General features: G+C 34.7%; 24 protein-coding genes. 6 read left to right on the top strand and 18 right to left on the bottom strand.

Annotated elements, in window-relative coordinates:
- Nucleotides 1-89 precede the first annotated feature (89 nt).
- Nucleotides 90-176: a YjcZ family sporulation protein gene (locus AAG068_RS09965; protein ID WP_000505094.1), complete on the top strand. Its 87-nt coding sequence runs from the start codon at nucleotides 90-92 to the stop codon at nucleotides 174-176.
- Between the two features lie 126 nt (nucleotides 177-302).
- Here the strand turns inward: AAG068_RS09965 and AAG068_RS09960 are convergent, their stop codons facing one another.
- From AAG068_RS09960 to cotH, 8 genes are all read right to left on the bottom strand, one after another.
- A complete protein-coding gene (locus AAG068_RS09960; protein ID WP_000141166.1) occupies nucleotides 303-809 on the bottom strand; it encodes an acyl-CoA thioesterase in 507 nt (168 codons plus the stop codon).
- A gap of 196 nt (nucleotides 810-1,005) precedes the next feature.
- Entirely contained in the window at nucleotides 1,006-1,875 is an 870-nt protein-coding gene (locus AAG068_RS09955) for a TIGR03943 family putative permease subunit (protein ID WP_342719144.1), read from the bottom strand.
- A gap of 3 nt (nucleotides 1,876-1,878) precedes the next feature.
- On the bottom strand, nucleotides 1,879-2,775 hold the full coding sequence (locus AAG068_RS09950) for a permease (protein ID WP_000418724.1): 897 nt from the start codon (nucleotides 2,773-2,775) through the stop codon (nucleotides 1,879-1,881).
- Nucleotides 2,776-2,973: 198 nt separating this feature from the next.
- Nucleotides 2,974-3,915, bottom strand: a complete 942-nt coding sequence (locus tag AAG068_RS09945; RefSeq protein ID WP_000932390.1) for a magnesium transporter CorA family protein — start codon at nucleotides 3,913-3,915, stop codon at nucleotides 2,974-2,976.
- A 184-nt stretch (nucleotides 3,916-4,099) separates the two neighbouring features.
- Nucleotides 4,100-5,479 carry a putative polysaccharide biosynthesis protein gene (locus AAG068_RS09940; protein ID WP_342719143.1) on the bottom strand — a complete coding sequence of 460 codons (1,380 nt, stop codon included), beginning with the start codon at nucleotides 5,477-5,479 and terminating at the stop codon, nucleotides 4,100-4,102.
- Between the two features lie 97 nt (nucleotides 5,480-5,576).
- Nucleotides 5,577-6,179, bottom strand: a complete 603-nt coding sequence (locus AAG068_RS09935; protein WP_000881208.1) for a DedA family protein — start codon at nucleotides 6,177-6,179, stop codon at nucleotides 5,577-5,579.
- A gap of 104 nt (nucleotides 6,180-6,283) precedes the next feature.
- The gene (locus tag AAG068_RS09930; protein WP_342719142.1) at nucleotides 6,284-6,901 is read right to left on the bottom strand and encodes an NUDIX hydrolase; all 618 of its coding nucleotides are present in this window, start codon (nucleotides 6,899-6,901) and stop codon (nucleotides 6,284-6,286) included.
- 105 nt (nucleotides 6,902-7,006) lie between these two features.
- A complete protein-coding gene (cotH, locus tag AAG068_RS09925; RefSeq protein ID WP_342719141.1) occupies nucleotides 7,007-8,083 on the bottom strand; it encodes a spore coat protein CotH in 1,077 nt (358 codons plus the stop codon).
- A gap of 181 nt (nucleotides 8,084-8,264) precedes the next feature.
- Here cotH and exsB point away from each other — a divergent pair, with 181 nt between their 5' ends.
- Complete coding sequence (exsB, locus tag AAG068_RS09920) at nucleotides 8,265-8,843, top strand: exosporium protein ExsB (protein ID WP_000817496.1); 579 nt, start codon at nucleotides 8,265-8,267, stop codon at nucleotides 8,841-8,843.
- 39 nt (nucleotides 8,844-8,882) lie between these two features.
- Here exsB and AAG068_RS09915 read toward each other — a convergent pair whose 3' ends face one another.
- The 6 genes from AAG068_RS09915 to AAG068_RS09890 all read right to left on the bottom strand — a co-directional run bounded on the left by AAG068_RS09915 (nucleotide 8,883) and on the right by AAG068_RS09890 (nucleotide 13,762).
- Nucleotides 8,883-9,500, bottom strand: a complete 618-nt coding sequence (locus AAG068_RS09915; protein WP_342719140.1) for a phosphoserine phosphatase 1 — start codon at nucleotides 9,498-9,500, stop codon at nucleotides 8,883-8,885.
- Nucleotides 9,501-9,513: 13 nt separating this feature from the next.
- Nucleotides 9,514-10,059: a short-chain dehydrogenase gene (locus AAG068_RS09910; protein WP_342719139.1), complete on the bottom strand. Its 546-nt coding sequence runs from the start codon at nucleotides 10,057-10,059 to the stop codon at nucleotides 9,514-9,516.
- Nucleotides 10,060-10,072: 13 nt separating this feature from the next.
- The gene (fosB, locus tag AAG068_RS09905; protein WP_342719138.1) at nucleotides 10,073-10,489 is read right to left on the bottom strand and encodes a FosBx1 family fosfomycin resistance bacillithiol transferase; all 417 of its coding nucleotides are present in this window, start codon (nucleotides 10,487-10,489) and stop codon (nucleotides 10,073-10,075) included.
- A 61-nt stretch (nucleotides 10,490-10,550) separates the two neighbouring features.
- A complete protein-coding gene (locus AAG068_RS09900; protein ID WP_342719137.1) occupies nucleotides 10,551-12,212 on the bottom strand; it encodes a peptide ABC transporter substrate-binding protein in 1,662 nt (553 codons plus the stop codon).
- A 76-nt stretch (nucleotides 12,213-12,288) separates the two neighbouring features.
- A complete protein-coding gene (locus AAG068_RS09895; protein ID WP_342719136.1) occupies nucleotides 12,289-13,302 on the bottom strand; it encodes a DUF2628 domain-containing protein in 1,014 nt (337 codons plus the stop codon).
- A 7-nt stretch (nucleotides 13,303-13,309) separates the two neighbouring features.
- Nucleotides 13,310-13,762 (bottom strand): methylated-DNA--[protein]-cysteine S-methyltransferase, encoded by a 453-nt coding sequence (locus AAG068_RS09890; RefSeq protein WP_342719135.1) that lies wholly within the window; start codon nucleotides 13,760-13,762, stop codon nucleotides 13,310-13,312.
- Nucleotides 13,763-13,895: 133 nt separating this feature from the next.
- On the opposite strand from AAG068_RS09890, the gene namA reads away from it, so the two are divergent.
- Nucleotides 13,896-14,933 carry an NADPH dehydrogenase NamA gene (namA, locus tag AAG068_RS09885; protein WP_342719134.1) on the top strand — a complete coding sequence of 346 codons (1,038 nt, stop codon included), beginning with the start codon at nucleotides 13,896-13,898 and terminating at the stop codon, nucleotides 14,931-14,933.
- A 29-nt stretch (nucleotides 14,934-14,962) separates the two neighbouring features.
- Here the strand turns inward: namA and AAG068_RS09880 are convergent, their stop codons facing one another.
- On the bottom strand, nucleotides 14,963-15,622 hold the full coding sequence (locus AAG068_RS09880; RefSeq protein WP_306188416.1) for an oxidoreductase: 660 nt from the start codon (nucleotides 15,620-15,622) through the stop codon (nucleotides 14,963-14,965).
- Nucleotides 15,623-15,737: 115 nt separating this feature from the next.
- Complete coding sequence (locus AAG068_RS09875) at nucleotides 15,738-15,887, bottom strand: hypothetical protein (RefSeq protein ID WP_342719133.1); 150 nt, start codon at nucleotides 15,885-15,887, stop codon at nucleotides 15,738-15,740.
- Nucleotides 15,888-16,154: 267 nt separating this feature from the next.
- Here AAG068_RS09875 and AAG068_RS09870 point away from each other — a divergent pair, with 267 nt between their 5' ends.
- The gene (locus AAG068_RS09870) at nucleotides 16,155-17,105 is read left to right on the top strand and encodes a metal ABC transporter substrate-binding protein (RefSeq protein ID WP_342719132.1); all 951 of its coding nucleotides are present in this window, start codon (nucleotides 16,155-16,157) and stop codon (nucleotides 17,103-17,105) included.
- 134 nt (nucleotides 17,106-17,239) lie between these two features.
- Nucleotides 17,240-17,710: a GNAT family N-acetyltransferase gene (locus AAG068_RS09865; protein WP_342719131.1), complete on the top strand. Its 471-nt coding sequence runs from the start codon at nucleotides 17,240-17,242 to the stop codon at nucleotides 17,708-17,710.
- A gap of 97 nt (nucleotides 17,711-17,807) precedes the next feature.
- On the opposite strand, the gene AAG068_RS09860 is transcribed toward AAG068_RS09865, so the two are convergent.
- A complete protein-coding gene (locus tag AAG068_RS09860; RefSeq protein WP_342719130.1) occupies nucleotides 17,808-18,758 on the bottom strand; it encodes a CobW family GTP-binding protein in 951 nt (316 codons plus the stop codon).
- Nucleotides 18,759-18,923: 165 nt separating this feature from the next.
- Between AAG068_RS09860 and AAG068_RS09855 the strand changes: the two genes are divergently transcribed.
- A complete protein-coding gene (locus tag AAG068_RS09855) occupies nucleotides 18,924-19,826 on the top strand; it encodes an aldo/keto reductase (protein WP_342719129.1) in 903 nt (300 codons plus the stop codon).
- A gap of 24 nt (nucleotides 19,827-19,850) precedes the next feature.
- On the opposite strand, the gene AAG068_RS09850 is transcribed toward AAG068_RS09855, so the two are convergent.
- Nucleotides 19,851-20,435 carry a GNAT family N-acetyltransferase gene (locus tag AAG068_RS09850; protein ID WP_342719128.1) on the bottom strand — a complete coding sequence of 195 codons (585 nt, stop codon included), beginning with the start codon at nucleotides 20,433-20,435 and terminating at the stop codon, nucleotides 19,851-19,853.
- Between the last annotated feature and the right edge of the window lie 51 nt (nucleotides 20,436-20,486).

The raw sequence follows: 20,486 nt of genomic DNA, 5'->3' as shown, positions 1-20,486 counted from the left end.
ATATGTCATTACATGATATATGTCCATATCAAACGATAGCTCATTTGCATATTGTATGTTGTATCTTAAAATAAAAGGAGGAAATAACAATGGGCTTCGCACATGGTAATGGATTCGCGCTATTAGTCGTATTATTTATCCTCTTAATCATCGTCGGTGCTGCTTGCTTCTGCTAAGTAGTTATCGTCATATGATATGTGGATGAAAAAACTATAAAAGCGGACACCTATTTTTAGGTGTCCGCTTTTCATATGAAAAACATTTCAGTCCGTTATAATACCTTTAACGACTAAATATTCAACTCAAAAAGTTAATAATGTGGCTACTTTCTTACTCTCCGCCTTACGTATATGACGTTGTTCTGCACGCAACACAGCAATGCGATGTAATTCTTTCTCTTCTTCTGTTTCAGGAATTACTCGAGGAACTGGAACTGGATTATTATCCTTACTAAGTGCAACGAAAGTAACAAATGATGTTGCTGCTATACGTTTCTCACCTGAAATTAAATCTTCTGCTACTACCTTCACAAATACTTCCATAGAAGTTCTACCCGTCCAAATTACAAAGGATTCATAACTAACACAATCTGAAGAGCGAACAGGATGTAAGAAATCTACCCAATCCATAGATGCTGTGACGCATTCTTTTCTTGCATGCCTCGTTGCTGAAATAGAGGCGACCATATCCATCTCAGCTAATATCTTTCCACCAAATAGCGTATTGTGATCATTTAAATCTGTTGGAAATACTCGGCTCGTTTTAAACACTCTAGACTCATTAGCTGTTTTTCCCTTTACTTCAGTCATTGTTATCACCTCTCCGATTATTTAATCCACTATTTGCAGGCAGTAAGACTCCCACCACAAAATTCGGCTGGAGCAAAGAAGTTCGGTAAGAGTTCCATTTCCCATTAACACTAGAGCAGTATGAGCTTACTATCACTACACGTTTAATATTAACAACATTCAGAACTTTTAGTCCACAAAAAAAGAACCGATGTGATCAATCGGCTCCTCTAAATACATATTGCTCTTTCGGCTGTTCAACTTTATTCCATTTCGTTACTTCTAAAACAGGAATGTTCGCATGGAATGGCTGATAAAATTCCGTTGATATTTCTCCTTCAACTTGAATCCAATCATCATTTTTCCATTCTACCCCTTCTGGTTTTTTCACTAACATACCATATACACCAGAATCCGCTACACAATGTATAATACCGAAACGGAATAAGAAATATTGTTCTTTTTTAGATGAATCATCTTTGAAAACAAACCCTTTAAAAGATAATTTTTTTCCAGTAAACTCGCCAGGATAATTATAAATTGTCTCCATCCCTTTTAGGAAATCTTCGTCTTTTAAATTAATACTATCTTTCGTAACAAATTCTTTTTTCCCTTTTTCCATTACACCTCGGTATCCTTCTTTCCCGTAATAAATGCTCGTATCAGGTCTTAGAAATTGCCTTGTCATAAATGGATCTTTACTTTCTGCTTGTGCTACTGGAAAATGAAATCCCTTCGCCTTAACAATGTCGGAATCTAATGTTGCAATCGGGAAAAACAGTCCTGTGACTATCGGAAAACAAAACAATGTGTATGAAAATGCTTTTTTCCACCACGTATTCTCATCTTTTGAATGATCATGTCCGCAATGGCTATGATCGCAACCACAATTGTGCTGTTCCTTTTCTTTTTGATGTTCTTTTTGGAAAACGATAATAATTTGAACAATCGTTAAGAATCCTAAAATAATTGATGCTGTTGTTGATAAATAGGCATACTTCATATTGATATACTTCGTAATATTACCTGAAATATGAAGCTGCGCGATTAAGATTGTAAAACCTAATAATATATATGCTCGAAACATAACCTACCACCCCATCGCATAAATGAGTAGTGAGCTTGCATAAACAACAAGTGTAACTGTAACTGTAACGACAATTACAAATTTAGTTTTAAATGTCGCAAGCATCATAAACATATTTTTAATATCCACCATCGGTCCATATACGAGGAACGCGACAAGTGACGCTGTTGAAAATGTACTTTGGAATGACGAAGCAATAAATGCATCTGCTTCTGAACAAAGTGATAAAATGTAAGCAAGTCCCATCATAACAGCTGGTGAAGAAAACGGACCTTGCCCTATAGCAAGAAGTGTTGAAGTTTGTACGAACGTTTGAACTGCTGCTGCAATTAACGCACCTAATACTAAATATTTCCCCATCGAGAAAAATTCCTCAACAGCATGCGTACATACATCCCACATTTTTTTACGTAATGGACGCTTATGATTCACTTCTGGGAAGTGATCATCTCTTAATTGATGTTCTTTAAACATAAATGATAATATAATTCCAACAATAATTGCTACGATAATCGCTACAATAGAACGATACCATACCATGTGCATACTACTTCCAAAGGCAACATATGTTGCAAATAATACGACTGGATTAATGATTGGTCCAGTTAACATAAATGCAATCCCGGCATATGGCGGAACCCCTTTTCCGATTAATCGCCTTACAATCGGAACGATTCCACATTCACAGCCCGGAAACATCATCCCTAAAAAAGTAGCCATTAAAACAGACAGAAATCGGTTTTTTGGCATCCATTTTGCTACCATATCTTCTGTTACAAACATTTGAATGAATCCTGAAATAAATACACCAATGAGCACAAAAGGAAGTGCTTCGATCAATATGGAGATAAAGATTGTATTCATTTGCAGGAATGCTTTCGGTAATTGAAACAATTCCATGATGTATTTCCTCCAACTTTTCATTAACAATATGTAATTTTAACCCCATTTTATAAATTGGACAAGACTTATACGGAATTCACCCCTTTCATATACATTACATTTTATAAGTTATATTCTATTTAAAATTTGGGATTTCATAGCAAAAAAGCTGCTCTAGCGCAGTTATACAACTATGCTAGAGCAGCTTTTTTATCGTTAAAAGTAACGTTTCTTCCAAAAAACAAATGCTAGTGTGAAAGACAGTGTTACACATATTATGAGTACAATTACAAAACCATGTGCTTCTCCTTCAAACGGAACCTTTACGTTCATTCCAAAGAAACTAGAAACCATCGTTGGTAACGATAAAATGATTGTTATAGACGTTAACAGTTTCATAACACTATTTAAATTATTTGATATAACAGAACTAAATGTATTCATCATTCCACTTAAAATGTGACTATATATTTCCGCCATTTCAATCGCCTGTTTATTTTCAATTAATACATCTTCTAATAAATCTTGATCGTCTTCATACATTTTTAAAAATGTACTGTTACGCATTAATTTTTGAATTACGATTTTATTCGCCTTTAATGATGTTGTAAAGTAAACTAAACTTTTTTCAAGGCCTAGCAATGTGAAAATCTCTTTATTTTTCATCGACTGATTTAATTGATGCTCTAAATCGATTGTTTTTCTGTTAATTTGCTTTAAGTATCTTAAATAATAAGTAGAAATCGTATATAAGAGCTGAAGTGCAAAGCGTGTCTTTTTAAACGTATAAAATTCTTTAATACGTTGATTAATAAAACGTTCAAAAATTGGGTTTTCTTCTAAACAAATTGTCACAAAACAATCTGGCATGACAATCATACCTATTGGAATCGTGTCATAAATCGAATTTCCTTCTTCATCATGTCTAACTGTTGGAATATCCACGATTATTAAAGTATTACTGTCTTCCTTTTCAATACGAGAACGTTCTTCGTCATCTAAAGGGTCTTTAATGAAATCTAAGTCTACATTTAAAGTTTGTACTAGATATTGAATTTCTTCTTCCGTTGGATGAAGTACATTAATCCAGCAACCCTTTTGCATTTCCTCAATCTCTTGTAGTTTTCCGTTTCGGTCTGTTAAATAAATATTTAACATACTATCACCCCGATTCTTTTTACATGTAGGAATCTACCTCTCTTAAATAACAGTTTTTGAACCGCCATTCTCAGCATATGAAACATACGTTTAAATTTCAATAGAAAAATTATTTTGAAAACGTTTTTATAAGAAAAATATTTTAAACAAAGAAAAAGACAGAGCGCTCTCTGCCTTAAAAAGCTTATGTTGCCTTTATAACATATTTAGAAAGCATCCACAAGTTAAAGCCAACTGAAATCGTGTAACCAGCGTATGTTGAAATAATAAAACTTACATAATCGAAATACGGGAGCAATACAATATTTAAAACTATCTTCACAACAATGCCAATCACTAATCCTAGCACTGTTTTCTGTTGCTGATTAATTCCTTGTAACATCGCAGCTGTTACTGTAAAAAGCGAAAATAGTATACAAGCAGGAGCATAATACTGTAATATAACTCGCCCCATCTCCGGATCATTTCCAGCACCGAATAAAAGAGTATATACTGGTTTTGCTAACACCATCATTCCAATTGCCGCTGGTACCGTAATACCTACTACTAATAGATTCGTCCTCGTAAAATGTTTGTACAGTAACTTCACATTTCCTGCTGTATAGGCTTTTGTCATCTCAGGTACGAGAGACATACTAAAAGCAGTCGCAACGGAAACTGGGATAAGTACAACCATCTGAACAAGACCAATTATTGCATTAATTTTCTCCGCTTCCCCTTGCATATATCCTATTTGTATAAGTAGTTTATTAATTGTAAATGTATCAATCGTCTGATACAACGGAATTGCTAAACCAACCACAACAAACGGTATTGAATATGTAAAGAGCTCCTTATATAGCGAAAAAAATGATGTCGTTGTTTGCGGTATACTTGCCATTTCTTTTTTCTTTAAGTGCTTTCTCCTCCTTATGTAATATGCACTTAAAACAGTCAGTCCACCTATCGCTCCCATAAAAGCACCGAACGTTGAAATACCAACAGCTAGAGAGACAGATGCTTTTAAAATATATAAAACGACAAAACTTCCTATCAAAATGGTTAAGACTCGAAAAAATTGCTCTACCACTACACTTAAAGCAGAAGGACCCATCGATTGGAATCCTTGAAAGAATCCCCTTAATAAACTCATTACCGGTACAAGTATTAACGCAAAACTGACAATTTGAATATTAGTTGTGACCGCCGCTACACTATTCCCTGTTTGATCATTTCCATCGATTACAAGTTTAGCTAAATGTGGAGCTAATATATATAGGGTTAAACATGAGATTACTCCCATTATTAGCATAAAAAAGATACCGCTCTTTAGCACTCTCTTAACCGTATGATAATCATTCAGTTGATCATATTTTGATACCATTTTTGAAACGGCAAGTGGTAGTCCCATCGTCGCAATACTGAGCATAATCGTATAGGGACGATATGCATATGTGTATAAAACGTACCCACTCGTACCGACCATTGCTGTAAATGGTATAACATATATAAATCCTAACATTTTAGATATCATCGTTGCCATCGTTAAAAATATCGTTCCACGTATAAACGGTGACCCTTTCATCACATTCCTCCGCTACGCTTTATTATTACACATTATGGACAACTCCTTTTTTTTAGAACCGAAACAAATAAAAAAAGCCAATGAAAAATCATCGACTTTAACGCGCTGCTTTTTTCTTTTTGAAATACTTTAAACCGAAGTATAAAGCAACAAAGAGAACAGCTCCTATAATTATGTAATGTGTGTAATCAGATGCATACTCTTTAATGTGTCGCCAATTCCCACCAAGCTTTTCACCTAAGTATATAAATAGTATTGACCATGGAATAATCGCAACTACTGTATACAGTGTAAATAGTTTTAATGGCATCTTGGCTAATCCTGCTGGAATAGAGATTGCATGACGTACTACCGGAATAAAGCGTGCAGAAAAGATTACTCCAGCCCCGTAACGCTTAAACCAATTTTCTGCTATGTCTAAATGATGTTTATTAATAAGTAGATATTTCCCATACTTCTCTACAACTGGACGCCCACCATAGTATCCAAGCCAATATAAAAAGATTTGAGCTAACGTACCACCGATTGTTCCAGCAATAACTGCACCGACAAAGCTAATTTTACCATCTGCAACTAAAAAGCCCGCATATGAAAGTACAATTTCACTCGGAATAATTTCAATCATTAAAGCTAGCGCTACTCCAAAGTAACCTAAACTTGCAAAAAATTGCAATAACTGATCTATTATGCTTGCTAACATTTTATTTTCTATCTCCTTTTTTCTTCACATACCATCCCATTATTACATAAAGGTTGCATTCTGCCAATATCTTCATTCCAACATTTTTATCGGCATAAGCATTATTAATCTATTACTGTTTCTTTCTGAGGTTCCTTCATATAGGCAAACATTTCTTTAATTTGCTCTTCTGTATTTCTAGCAACTGATAAATTAGGCAATTCATTCTCACCAAAAAACTCCACATCTTCTGTTTCAATACTCGTCTTCTTTTCACCACCGATAATCTTACAGCCTATAAAAATTTTATATACATGTGTTGCGGAAGGGGATGGGTGATGTTTTTCTTTATCAAATATAGCGAATAATTTAAAATCATCTACTTCATACCCCGTCTCCTCTAGAACTTCTTTTGCAGCTACTTCTGTCGGCGTATAACCGATATCTGCCCATCCACCTGGTAATGCCCATTTCCCATCACTTTTTTCTTTCACAAATAATAACTTTTCATTTTGAAAAACAACTGCTCTTACATCAACTTTTGGTGTTTGATAGCCTGTCTCGCTTGCAAATAACTTCTCTACAACTTCCCAATCTGTCCTAGTGTAATGTGACATCATCGAAATGGAAATATCCCGTAATTGTTGGAAACGTTCTATATCATACACATCCTTAGAATACGTTAAACCCGCTTGAGCTATAGATTGTATTTGTTTTGCCCAGTCAATCCATTTTATCGTCATGTTTCCACATCTCCATTCTTTTTTAAGTGAATATTACATCAATTCTACCAATACATCTTTATTATACAAAAAAAGAGATTGATAATGTTCCAATCTCTTTCAAAATTAATCCAATTCATGTAAATGATCTTGTATATACTTTCTTCTTTTATTTATATATTCCTCAATCATATCAGCTTCTTGATCAAATATTTCTAATTTTTCTTTCATATATGGATCTTGTAGTAAATATGGACGAATCGATTCACACAAACCTTCTACTTTCGGCATCATAAACGAAACGGTAAATTGTTCTTCTAATATTTCTTCCAAAATACTTCGGTATTGTTTTCTAAATACAGGTATATCTAACAATCTTGCACTTAATGTGTTATAACCTTGAATACGAATATACTCATGATTAAGTGGTCTCCCTTGTACATCTCGCCCCCAAGTCGCATCATAATCCCACGGTATCACTTCAAATAAATTTGTTTCATCGTTATGGTATAGTGCATAGTTATGAACAAAACCATCAAAGTTTTGCGTAAAAATGACGCCAGCTAACCACCTTAAATATTTGTCTACATGCAAAAAATCCCCAATTTCTTTTTCATATGCTTCCCTTGACAAAGTATTCGCTTGAAATACAAATTCACTCAATTGTTCTTCACTATTTTCATTCGAATATTTAAATTCATAACCCGCAAAAAGCTCGGTCTTAACATCTTTATCTCTCTCACTCATTAAAGAAAAATTCGCATCATCATCTATCGCATAATAAATAGAACCACTCGGTAATCCTCTATTTTTCAAAAAGTTTTCATCAACTGATTCTAACTGTAAATATACACCTTGAATTTGACCATTAATTTTTATAAATACATGTTGTGATTTTGGTGAAAGTACACCAATATCATGAAAAAAGTCTAAAGATAATTTATTTCGTATGAGAGACGGATCCATAAACTCAGAATTTAAATGAATCTCTTTCGCACCTTGAAATTTTTTCGGTTTATAAAACATAACATGATAAGACTTTTTCTCAAATTCACGAATATGAGCACCCCGGTATACGATATCAATGTCATACTTCTTTTTTCCATAAGTTAATTTTGCTGGCACTGGACTGTCTGACCAAATGTCTTTTTTTAATTCCACTAAGTACATTGGATGAATAAAAAAATCATATGAAGGTAGCATGTTTTCTCATCCCTTCTCAGTTCTCTTCATTCAATGTATGCGCATTGTCTTGTCCATACATCCGCTATCATCCATTTATATAAAATTACACTCTTGTCTTGTTCAGAAAGACGTCATATCTCATATCATGTTAAGGAAAAAGAATACCTTTTCACCTGAATACATGATAAGGAGGATTTCTATGAAACGTGATATTAGAAAAGCTGTTGAAGAAATCAAAAGTGCTGGGATGGAGGATTTCTTACACCAAGATCCAAGTACTTTTGAGTGCGATGATGATAAATTCTCTCATCATCGATGTACAACAGGTTGTAAATGTACAACTGGGGGTAAATGTCCAAGAACAAGATGTACTCGCGTGAAACATTGTACTTTTGTTACAAAATGTACGCACGTAAAAAAATGGACATTTGTTACAAAATGTACTCGTGTGCGCGTTCAAAAATGGACATTCGTTACGAAAGTGACTCGTAGAAAAGAATGCGTTTTAGTTACAAAACGTACTCGCAGAAAACATTGTACTTTCGTTACAAAATGCATACGCTTTGAAAAGAAATTTTTCTGGACAAAACGAAGTTTCTGTAAAAAATGCGAATTCTTCCCTAACAGACACGGTCACTCTTGCGATGATTCATGGGATCATGGTAAAGACTGTCACGATGGCGGACACAAGTGGGACGATTGCAAAGGCGGACATAAATTCCCATCTTGTAAAAATAAGAAATTCGATCACTTCTGGTATAAAAAACGTAATTGCTAGTTTTTATACCAACCAAAAAAGGCCGTTTTGCGGCCTTTTTTACATATATTGAAAATGACGTATATCTGCAAATTGCGTCACTTCACCTTTATCTTCTTCAAATTCTATTATACTTAGACTAGCACTATGCATAAAAGGTTCATCCCATACATTTTCTATTTCAATCCCCGCAAAATGTCCTACAAGTAGTTTTGCTGCTGCCGCATGAGAAACAATTAATATACTTTCTCCTTTATGCTTTTCTAAAAGAATCTGTATCCCCTCAATTACCCTTTTATAAACAGACTCAAAATTTTCTCCTGATGTTGACTGAAAAAGATGTGGCTCATACCAAAATAATTGTATTTCGTCTGGGTATTGCCTTTCTATATCATCGACTGTCTGTCCTTCCCATATACCCATGTTAATTTCATAGAAATGCTCATCCGCGATTATCGGTATATTACGTTCGCCCTTTATTAACTCTGCAGTATGAAGGGTCCTTTTACTCGGACTACTATAAATCGCATCGATAGATAAATCTTTCATTCGATCTCCTAATTGCTTAGCTTGTAACATACCATTTTCGGTTAAAGCAGAATTTTTCCTGCCTTGCATTCGTTTCTCTACATTCCATTCCGTCTCACCGTGCCTCGTTACATATACAGTTGTTTTCATTTGCCATTCCCCCTTACCATGTTGGCCGCAATTCCCACGGCTCTACTCGCCCTACAATCCATTCATCACATTTACTCTCAATTCCTTTTATTACCCCATCCGATATTTCTTCATGAGTAAGCCATCTGCTGTATGTACCGTCTAATATAAAACCTAATATTATTCTATGGTAGCTACACCGCGTACCTCCTATTTTTTGGACGGTCATGCGCGATACTTTACTACCTAAAATATGAAAAACACTGTATGTTTCAGACGACAATTCTAATTCTTTACAAATGAGTGATAGCGTATCCTTCGCACTTGCATGTATCCATGCGACAACTAATGTTATTGGGCCATTCCGCTCAATTGTACTTTTTATAGCTAACTTTACATCGTCTTCATTATGATAATCTAACGATAGACATGTGATACTTTCTGGTACAGCACTCTCTCGCTTAACTCTTTCTAATTTCACTTCATCTCGTCCGATAATAGAAACATGAACCCCTTGCTCACAAAGCCACATAGACACCCTCTTTAGCATTCCTATCCCACCAATTACTAGCGCATGCAACTTCTTTCCCCCCTTAGTAAAATGTCATATGAGGTTTATCTTCCCTATAATAATTAAGCCGGTCTTGCAATGTCCCTGAATGAAACTCAAACTTATGTCCATCAGGATCAACAAAATATATAGACTCACAATCTCTTACATCTCGATCTCTTCCTTGTAAAATATGAACATCATTTTCTTCTAATCGCTGCATTAGACGTTTAAAGTCTTTCTGTTCAACTGAAAACGCAATATGCGTATAAGATTGATGAATCTCATTTCTCGGAATATGTGCTTCTTCATTAAGTGCTATCCATACCCCACATATATTAAAATATGCAAGTTTCCTCCCTTTAACTAATAATTCTCCTTCTAGTACTTTTTCGTAAAATGTAATAGAGTTTTCTAAATTAGACACTGAAAAACAAAGATGATTGATTCCTTTTAACAAAAGTAATTCCTCCTTAAACAAAATGAAAAGATGAGCGAAAATTCACTCATCTTTCATTATACTATTTCTTTGTAATATATGCCCATTTATAACTAAAGTCTCCACCAAACGTATGATTTGCAATTCCTTTTACATATGTTTTCTCTAAATATGCAGTACTTTGTTGGTACGCAGGAGAAATGGCAGCATCTTGACCAATTAAGATTTTCTCAGCTTCTGCAAGTGCATTCCAACGTGCTTTATCATCTTTTAATAGCTCTCCTTTTGATTTCGCAACTAACTCATCATACTTCGGATTAGAATAATCCATTTCATTAAATGAGCTTCCAGTAACGAACATATCAATATAAGTCATTGGATCTGGATAATCTGGACTCCATGCAGATAATGAGAATTCATATTCAAATTTCTTTTCTAAATCTAGCTTTTGCTTATATGGCTGTTGTTTCAAATTCACTTTAATACCAGGTAAGTTTTTCTCTAACTCTTCTTTAATAAAGTCGCCCACTTTTTTACGGCTACCGTTATCATCATTTAGTAATTCTACTGTAATTGTATCTTGACCAAGTTCTTTCTTCGCTTCTTCCCATAATTTTTTTGCTTTTGCTGCATTGTCTTTACTGTCACGGAAATTTTTATTTACAGAACGGAAATCTTTCCCATCTGGTCCTGTCGTAAATTTTTCAGGTACTAAGAAATATGCTGGTAATGATCCGTCATTTAAAATAACATTTGCAATTCCTTTTTTATCATATGCTAAATCAATCGCTTCACGAACTTTTTGGTTTTTAAACGTTGCATTTTTTTGGTTAAAGCGCAAGAAATACATACGTGGATCTAACTTCGTTTTAAATTCATCTGGTTTATTCTTTTTATATTTATCAACAAATTCAGAACTTAAAATAACACGGTCTGCTTGATCACTATCATATAAATTTACTGCAGTGCTCGTTTCCTTCACAATATTCACATTAATTTCTTCTAACTTTACAGTATCTTTATCCCAATAATTAGGGTTTTTCTTTAACTGATAGCTTCGTTCATGTTTCCATTCACTCATAGTAAATGGTCCATTGTATAATAGTTTATCTGCTTCTAATGCATATTTATCCCCTTGTTCTTTCACATATTTTTCATTTAAAGGGAAAAATGTTGGGAATGAAGTAAGCTCAAGGAAATATGGTGCCGGTTGTTCTAATTCCACTACTAACGTTTTATCATCCTTTGCTTTTACTCCTAATTGATCTAACGGTAGTTCTCCCTTATTGACCTTCTGTGCATTTTTTACATCAAATAAAATAAATGCATACTCAGCTGCCGTTGCCTTATCTAATGCGCGTTGCCACGCATATACAAAATCTTGCGCTCGAACCGGATCGCCATTAGACCACTTTGCGTCTCGTAATTCAAATGTATATGTTGTTTTATCTTCACTAATCTTCACATCTTTTGCCATACCCGGAGTTGGTTTATTATCCTTATCTAAACGATATAATCCTTCCATTGCATTTACAAAGGCACGGAATGATACAGAGTCTGTTGACTTTGATGTATCCATTGAAGGAATTTCTGCTGTTTCTAGTAAGTTTAATACTTGCTTATCTGCTGCTCCCTTACCTGCTTCTTTCTTCGTTGTAGATGCCTTCTCCCCATTTCCGCAACCTGCAACTAATACACTAGTCGATAATGCTACTGCAGCAAGCGTTGTTACCTTTCTCTTCATTCTTCCTTCCCCCAATCTATATGTATAAATGAAAGCTAGTATAATACATATTATTATACAAAAGATTCAGATTATTTCAAATATTATTTTTATACAATAAAAAAAGAAGCGGATAGAGAGGTCTTCTATCCGCTTCTTTTTCTATTCCTTTTACTTGCAATCCATCCTCTATATCAAATGGATTTTGAACTTTAAATATTTCGTCCATTATCTTTAAAAATTCTTCCTCATTTTTAGGTTCTTCATTAATCGTAAGTGAGTACGGCTCAATCTCACCCAATTTATAATCAACAATAAATTGGATCTTCACCTTTTTTCTCGGCATATCAGGACTATCTCCTTGGAATTCTACCAATTCTAATCCTTCTGTTCCACGATAATATACCCAACCTGGATTTCTAAAATAATTTTCAAACGATTCACCAATGGAAAAGAACGGATATTCATAAAGCGATCCTGTACGAACTTTTTGAATAATATCTCTATCAGTCGGGAAGAAGAAATGGCTGAAAAAAATACTAGCAACCGCTAAAATCGTAACGATTGTTGCTCCCATTTTACTCGTTCCACCACTATCACGAATGAGGTACTTCTCAACCGATTCATCTTGAATTTCTCTTGCTTTTATTCGATATATACGCCTTTCTGCAAATTGATAATATAATCCATTCGCAAAAATCGCCATTCCAAATAAAATAAAAACGAGTAATAAAAACGTAAGAGGCACCATATTAATGATCGGCAGTGCTACATTGAAACCCATATAATAAGAAAACGCATCACACGCTACTAATAACAATACAAATAATGCTGCCGGTAAATAGTACTTACGATATCCAAGCCAACCTACATTGAAAATAGTTGCCCAACCATTCCAGCTCCACCTAGCAATCCGCTTTTCCTCAAGCTCCCACTTCCTTTTGTAATACGGATATTGTCTCCCTACATATACTTCTAATTCTTTGTCTATTAGCGAGCTTCCTTCACCTTGTTCAGTATGCAAAGCCCGCTGGCAACTTTCACAATTCAACTGATTTCCCTCACAAAGTTGCCCACAATTTATACATTTCAAAACAATCCCTCTTCCCATCCATACGTCATTTCAAAATACCTTCGTGTTTTAATAACCACTCTTTCCTCCATATACCACCTGCATATCCAACAAGCTTCCCGCTCTTTCCTATTACACGATGACACGGAACGATAATTGAAATCGGATTACGACTATTCGCTCCTCCTATTGCCCGTACAGCTTTCGTATTTCCGACTTTCTCTGCAATATCTAAATATGAAGCACTTACGCCATAAGGAATAGTATAGAGCGCATCCCATACATTTTTTTGAAATGCTGTTCCCTCGGCAGACAGCGGGACTGTGAATTCTTTTCTATACCCCTTAAAATATTCATCTAGCTCATTTATACATTGATCTATCATTTCATTTGTAATTTCTTCTTGTCTCTCATCAACAAATATAACAGACGTAATTCCTTTATCGTTCGCTGTAATTTCTAGCAAACCTAATTCACTTTCATAATAAGCCTGGTACATATGTCATCCTCCAATTCAATTCATATTCATTATTGTAACACGAATAGACAAAATTTTTCGTATAAGCGTTTTATTAGGGAAACAAAAACGAGAATGATACAATGTAAGAAAATTCAATCTAGGAGGATATTGGATGAATTCCGAACTTTTTTCACCTTATACAATTAAGGACGTTACATTAAAAAACCGTATCGTTATGTCACCTATGTGCATGTATTCATCAGAAAACGAGGATGGCCGAGTAACTAATTTCCATCTCGTTCATTACGGAACAAGAGCTGCTGGTCAAGTTGGTTTAGTTATGATCGAAGCAACAGCCGTGTTACCTGAAGGGAGAATTTCTAATAAAGACCTAGGTATATGGGATGATAGCCTAATTGAAGACTTACATAAAACGACAACTTTTATACATGATAACGGAGCAAAAGCCGCCATTCAACTTGCTCACGCCGGAAGAAAAGCTGAATTAGAGACGGATGCTCTCGCTCCATCCGCAATTCCGTTTAATGAAACTATGAAAACACCAGTAAAAATGAGTATACAGCAAATAAAAAAGACCATATTAGCTTTTCAAGAGGCTGCAATACGATCCAAACAAGCTGGATTTGACGTTATTGAAATACACGGTGCTCACGGTTATCTTATTAATGAATTTCTTTCTCCCCTTTCTAATAAACGGACTGATGAATATGGAGGTTCACCTGAAAATCGCTATCGTTTCTTACGTGAAATTATTGACTCAATAAATGAAGTTTGGAACGGACCATTATTTGTTCGTATTTCAGCAAACGATTATCACCCTGACGGTTTAACGGTTCAAGATTATGTTCCATATACAAAATGGATGAAAGAACAAGGAGTAGACTTAATTGATTGTAGTTCTGGAGCTGTTGTTCCGGCACACATCGATGTATATCCCGGGTATCAAGTACAATATGCTAAACATATTAAAGAACATGCTAACATTGCAACTGGGGCTGTTGGTTTGATTACGACTGGAGCACAGGCAGAGCAAATTTTAAATAATAACGAAGCAGATTTAATTTTTATCGGCCGTGAGTTACTTCGCAATCCTTACTTCCCAAGAATAGCCGCCAATGAACTTGGCTTTGAGTTAGAAGAACCATATCAATACAAGCGAGCACCGGGGAAAATCCATACGAATAAATAAAACCGAGAAGTCATTCTTCTCGGCTTTATTTATTCTATCGTTGTAATTTCATTAGAGTTATAAATATAAATACCCGTTTCTTCTCGTAATGCAGTGATATACATCCCTTTCGCCACATCTTTCGCTGAAATTGGTTTATACTTTTTGAAAGCCCCCTTAAATATAAAAGGAATGATACGAGATAACTTTTCAGCCATTCGTTCACCAAAACGAAATTCTTGTCGATTTCCTACTAATAAAGATGGCCTAAAAATGTGAATACCACCAATGACTAACTTTTGTAATTCCTCTTCCATTCTCCCTTTAACTTGCGAATAAAAGAAAAACGATTTAGGATTTGCTCCCATTGAAGACACAACAAGGAAATTTTGCACACCTTGTTTCTCCGCTAGACACGCAGCTCGTACCGTATATTCATAATCTACCTTTTTGAAATTTGCCTTTGTTTTTGCTTTTTTGATTGTTGTTCCTAGACAACTAAATACGTCATCTACAGCAAAAAATTCTTTATATTCCTCTAATACCGAATAATCCACTTGCTTTTGCTGTAACTTCTCATGTTGCCATTGCATTGGTTCTCTTACAAAAATAGTAACCGAATCGTAGTAATCTGATTCAAGTAATAGACGCGTTATCTCTTGTCCAACTAAACCACTTGCACCAAGTACTAACGCTGTTCGCTTATTCATATATGCATATACCTCTTATTTTACTTTACTCTCCTTCAGTAAAATACAACTTTTAGGAGTTTCCTCCTCTCATTTTACCACAAGTAAAGCACTATGCGTACGCATAGTGCTTTACTCACTCTTTTTTCTCATCTTTCTCTCGTAATTTTGATACTGTTGATGCATCCCCTAAATTACTTATTAATCTTCTTAAAAAAATTAAGACTAAGGCTAATGGTAATATTACCGCTAATATCAATAAAATAGCTTCCATTAAGTAACCCAAACGCTCATCCCCCTCTACACCCTCCTTTCATATATATGAACACAGCGTTGTCACATATGCATGTATTCGCAAAAATAACACATCTATATTTGACAACTTTATAACAAAATCAAATCGGAATGATTATTATTTATTGCAACTTTATAAAAGATGTATTATACTAAGTTCGCAAACTAAAACGTAATTATTCCGTTTTGTATTAAAATGATATTTTTCTCCTATAATTGGGGAAAATATATCCGTAAAAAAAGAAAAGAGGAGAACTTCATGCCTAAAAGATTGACTTTATTTTCATTCTTACTTATTTTCACTTTAATTTTTACTGGCTGCTCAAATACGAAAGAAGGTAATGCCAAGAAAGACGGAAAGCTAACTGTTTATACAACTATTTTTCCTCTTGCAGATTTCGCAAAAAAAATTGGTGGCGACTATGTAACGGTTGAAGCGATTTACCCACCTGGTGCTGATTCTCATACATTTGAACCAAGTCAAAAACAAACAGTAAAAGTTGCAAAAGCCGATTTATTCGTTTATAACGGGGCTGAATTAGAGCCATTTGCTGAAAAAATGGAAAAATCATTACAAAAAGAAAATGTTAAAATTGTAAATGCATCAAAAGGTATTGAACTACGTACTTCTACTGAAGAAGAGCATCATGATCATGGAGACGGCCATAAAGAAGATGAACATCATCACGATAAAGACCCACACATTTGGTTAGACCCTACTTTAGCAATGAAACAGGCTGAAAAAATTAAAAACGCACTTGTAGAATTACAACCTGACCATAAACAAGAATTCGAAAAAAACTTTGCAGCACTTCAAACAAAATTTACTGATTTAGATGATCAATTTAAAGCAGCTATTGCGAATGCAAAAACGAAAGATATTTTAGTTTCTCATGCGGCTTATGGATACTGGGAACAACGCTATGGCCTAAAACAAATTGCTATCGCTGGTATTTCAGCTTCTGATGAACCTTCTCAAAAACAGCTTGCTGACATTACAAAAACAGTAAAAGAACATAATCTAAAATATATTTTATTTGAAACATTCTCTACGCCAAAAGTAGCATCTGTCATTCAAAAAGAAACGGGCACAAAAATTTTACGCTTAAATCATCTTGCTACTATTTCTGAAGATGACGCGAAGAGCAATAAAGATTACTTCACTTTAATGGAAGAAAACGTAAACACATTGAAAGAAGCTACTAACTAATCAATTTTTTTAAGAAGCTGAACGAGTCATTCAGCTTCTTTTTTATTCATTCTTACTTGACTTGACCAAAATAACAAGTAAAATTATCCATATTAGCTTTTAAGCTATATTAATTTAGAAAGTGAGTTGGAATTATGACTCTTCACATTTGTGAAGTAACAGAAACAAATTGGCGTTCGGTAGCTGCTTTAAACGTCGCAAAAGACCAGCAGCAATTTATTGAAAGCAATGCGTTTTCTCTAGCAGAATCATTATATGAGAAAAACGGAACGTCAGTAGGTTTATATGATGGAGAAACACTTGTAGGATATGCAATGTATGGATGGTATTGGGAAAAACGTAAAAACGTATGGTTAGACCGCTTTATGATTGACCAACACTATCAAGGAAAAGGATACGCAAAACGCTTTCTTCGCATACTCATTCAATTCTTACAAGATAAATTTGAATGTAAAATAATTTATTTAAGTTTACATCCAGACAACAAACTTGCAATGGGACTATATGAATCATTTGGCTTCCGTTTAAATGGCGATATTGATGATGAAGGCCCAGTTGTAGGTGTTGTAATGGAGTTACTATTAAATGAACATACAAGCCTGTGAAAACAGGCTTTTTATCATCCTTCTTTTTTTGCAATCTAGCATGTTTCTACAAAGCGCTTAGTTAAGTTCAAAAAATAAGCCTGCAATATATGCAGACTTATTTCACACACTCCTCGAAATGTTCTTGGAACCATTCTTTATTAATATCTTTTCCGATAAACACAACTTCACTTACTCGTTCTTCGCCCTCTTGCCACTCTCTATCGTATGATGCAGCGAACAGTGTATGCACACCTTGGAAAACGATACGTTTATCTATTCCATCAATCGATAAAATTCCTTTGTAGCGATATAAATATTCACCTAGTTCTTGCACGACAGCTGACATCCATTCATTCAGTTTTTGTAAATCTAACGGACGCTCTTCGCGTAATACAAATGATTTTACTCCCTCTAGATGATTATGCTCTGTATGAGGATAAATTTGTAATGTATCTTTCGTTTTAAACGTTTGAATTTGTAGTAACGATGGAATATCTACATCACAGTTAGTGGACTCGATTAACTTTGCAGTTGGGTTAATACCTTGCAGTTCCTGCAATATATTTTCCTTTTCACTTTCATCCACTAAATCTAATTTATTTACTAAAACGACATCAGCAAATGCAATTTGCTCTTTTGCTTCCAGTCCTTTTTCAAAATGTTTATGTATATGATAACTATCTACTACTGTTACAACACCATTAATTTGGTATGCGGATTGAATAACAGGATCTAAAAAGAATGTTTGAATAATTGGCCCTGGATTTGCAAGACCCGTCGTTTCAATTACTAATCCATCAAAGTCCATTTTCCCTTCTGCTTTTACGTCCAGTAATTGTTTTAAAGCAACGAGTAAATCTTCACGTACAGTACAACATAAACATCCATTCGTCATCTCCATTATCTCTTCTTCGACATTCATAATCAGCTGATTATCAATACCAATTTGTCCTATTTCATTTACAATCACTGCTAATTTCTGACCGTGATTCTCTGATAAAATGCGATTTAATAATGTCGTTTTCCCTGATCCAAGAAAACCAGTTAATATTGTTACTGGAATCATTTTGTACCTCTCCTTATAGCTATATGTTTCTACATTATAGCATATAGAAAAAATCGTTTTTGTAGCAAAACATATTTATTGTATGTACGACACTGTAACTATATAATAATATGTAACAAGAAAGCCTTTTCAAAATATTATTCATTCATCAAGGAGGTACTTATAATGGAACGAGTTCAAATGGCCGAAACACTCGAATTTTCTCGTATTATTCAAGGTTTTTGGCGTTTAGCAGAATGGAATATGTCAAAACAAGAGTTACTTTCTTTTATTGAATCTTGTATGGATATGGGAATTACTACTTTCGATCACGCTGATATTTATGGTGGTTATACGTGTGAAGGACTGTTCGGAGAAGCATTACAACTCAAGCCTTCCTTACGCGAAAATATGCAAATTGTCACAAAATGTGGAATCGCTCCCCCATCACCGAAATTTCCAGAGCGATATGTTGCGCACTACAATACGAGTGCTGAACATATTATAAAAAGCGCCGAGGATTCATTACAAAACTTACATACAGATTATATTGATGTATTGCTCATCCATCGCCCTGATCCATTTATGAATCCAAATGAAGTGGCAGAAGCGTTCTCACGCTTAAAGCAAGAAGGAAAAGTCCGTCACTTCGGTGTATCTAACTTTTTACCTTCACAATTTAATATGTTAAGTTCTTATTTAGATTTCCCGCTCATTACAAATCAAATTGAAGTTTCTGCGATGCAACTTGAGCATTTTGAAAAAGGAACAATTGATTTATGCCAAGAAAAACGAATCAATCCTATGATTTGGTCACCTCTTGCTGGCGGAGAAATCTTTACGGGTCAATCAGAACGTGCCGTACGTGTACGTGAAACGTTACAAAAAATTGCTACGGAACTAGGTGTTACTAGCATCGATACGGTTATGTATGCATGGTTGCTTGCTCATCCAGCTAACATGATGCCAATCGTTGGCTCTGGTAAATTAGATCGTGTTAAAACGGCTGCTTTTGCTACAAAAGTTAACTTAGACCGTCAACAATGGTTTACAATTTTCGAAAGTTCTAATGGACATCCTGTACCATAATGTATAAAAAGAAGAGCCGTTTCTTTACAGCTCTTCTTTTTCATATGTATCTCTAGTCATGGCAAATACACACATATCCCTTAATCCATTTCCATCTACTGCTACACTCGCACTTTCTAACGTACCTTCTAACTTAAAGCCTAATTTCTCAGGTATCGCTCTACTTTTCTTATTTAAAGAATCACATCGGATTTCTACGCGGTTTGCTTTCAGTTCAGAAAAAGCATAATCTGTTATACCCTTTGCAGCCTCGACCATATAACCCTTTCTACTAAACCTCGAATCAATCCAATACCCGATTTCAAATTGGGGTATATCCCAATTAATGCGATGTAATCCAGCTGATGCAATAAATTCACCTGTTTCTTTCGAAAAAACTAGTAATCTTAAATCCTCACGCTGCAAAAATTGAATATGCGATTTTCTAATGCTCACTTCTACTTCTTCCTCTGTTTGCTCTTTTTGTGCAAAAACCATCCATGGTTTTAATTCTTTCATAGAAGCTTGAATTGCATCGTATACAGCTTTACCGTCACCTGGTTTCGGCATTCGAATAAATAGCCTTTCAGTATAAAATTCAGAAGGAAAATCGAATAATAACGGATTCACTTTCAACACTCCTTATAATTCTTTTATATATAATAATATCCATCTCAAACT

The organism is Bacillus paramycoides (assembly GCF_038971285.1).
Taxonomy (GTDB): Bacteria; Bacillota; Bacilli; order Bacillales; family Bacillaceae_G; genus Bacillus_A.
Note: the sequence above shows the minus strand (reverse complement) of the source record. Positions and strands in the feature narration are given on the sequence as shown.

Bases quoted from the DNA above. Each gene is read 5' to 3' on its own strand.
- AAG068_RS09965 (WP_000505094.1), top strand. From the start codon at position 90: ATGGGCTTCGCACATGGTAATGGATTCGCGCTATTAGTCGTATTATTT.
- AAG068_RS09960 (WP_000141166.1), bottom strand. From the start codon at position 809: ATGACTGAAGTAAAGGGAAAAACAGCTAATGAGTCTAGAGTGTTTAAA.
- AAG068_RS09955 (WP_342719144.1), bottom strand. From the start codon at position 1,875: ATGTTTCGAGCATATATATTATTAGGTTTTACAATCTTAATCGCGCAG.
- AAG068_RS09950 (WP_000418724.1), bottom strand. From the start codon at position 2,775: ATGGAATTGTTTCAATTACCGAAAGCATTCCTGCAAATGAATACAATC.
- AAG068_RS09945 (WP_000932390.1), bottom strand. From the start codon at position 3,915: ATGTTAAATATTTATTTAACAGACCGAAACGGAAAACTACAAGAGATT.
- AAG068_RS09940 (WP_342719143.1), bottom strand. From the start codon at position 5,479: ATGAAAGGGTCACCGTTTATACGTGGAACGATATTTTTAACGATGGCA.
- AAG068_RS09935 (WP_000881208.1), bottom strand. From the start codon at position 6,179: ATGTTAGCAAGCATAATAGATCAGTTATTGCAATTTTTTGCAAGTTTA.
- AAG068_RS09930 (WP_342719142.1), bottom strand. From the start codon at position 6,901: ATGACGATAAAATGGATTGACTGGGCAAAACAAATACAATCTATAGCT.
- cotH (WP_342719141.1), bottom strand. From the start codon at position 8,083: ATGCTACCTTCATATGATTTTTTTATTCATCCAATGTACTTAGTGGAA.
- exsB (WP_000817496.1), top strand. From the start codon at position 8,265: ATGAAACGTGATATTAGAAAAGCTGTTGAAGAAATCAAAAGTGCTGGG.
- AAG068_RS09915 (WP_342719140.1), bottom strand. From the start codon at position 9,500: ATGAAAACAACTGTATATGTAACGAGGCACGGTGAGACGGAATGGAAT.
- AAG068_RS09900 (WP_342719137.1), bottom strand. From the start codon at position 12,212: ATGAAGAGAAAGGTAACAACGCTTGCTGCAGTAGCATTATCGACTAGT.
- AAG068_RS09895 (WP_342719136.1), bottom strand. From the start codon at position 13,302: ATGGGAAGAGGGATTGTTTTGAAATGTATAAATTGTGGGCAACTTTGT.
- AAG068_RS09890 (WP_342719135.1), bottom strand. From the start codon at position 13,762: ATGTACCAGGCTTATTATGAAAGTGAATTAGGTTTGCTAGAAATTACA.
- namA (WP_342719134.1), top strand. From the start codon at position 13,896: ATGAATTCCGAACTTTTTTCACCTTATACAATTAAGGACGTTACATTA.
- AAG068_RS09880 (WP_306188416.1), bottom strand. From the start codon at position 15,622: ATGAATAAGCGAACAGCGTTAGTACTTGGTGCAAGTGGTTTAGTTGGA.
- AAG068_RS09870 (WP_342719132.1), top strand. From the start codon at position 16,155: ATGCCTAAAAGATTGACTTTATTTTCATTCTTACTTATTTTCACTTTA.
- AAG068_RS09865 (WP_342719131.1), top strand. From the start codon at position 17,240: ATGACTCTTCACATTTGTGAAGTAACAGAAACAAATTGGCGTTCGGTA.
- AAG068_RS09860 (WP_342719130.1), bottom strand. From the start codon at position 18,758: ATGATTCCAGTAACAATATTAACTGGTTTTCTTGGATCAGGGAAAACG.
- AAG068_RS09855 (WP_342719129.1), top strand. From the start codon at position 18,924: ATGGAACGAGTTCAAATGGCCGAAACACTCGAATTTTCTCGTATTATT.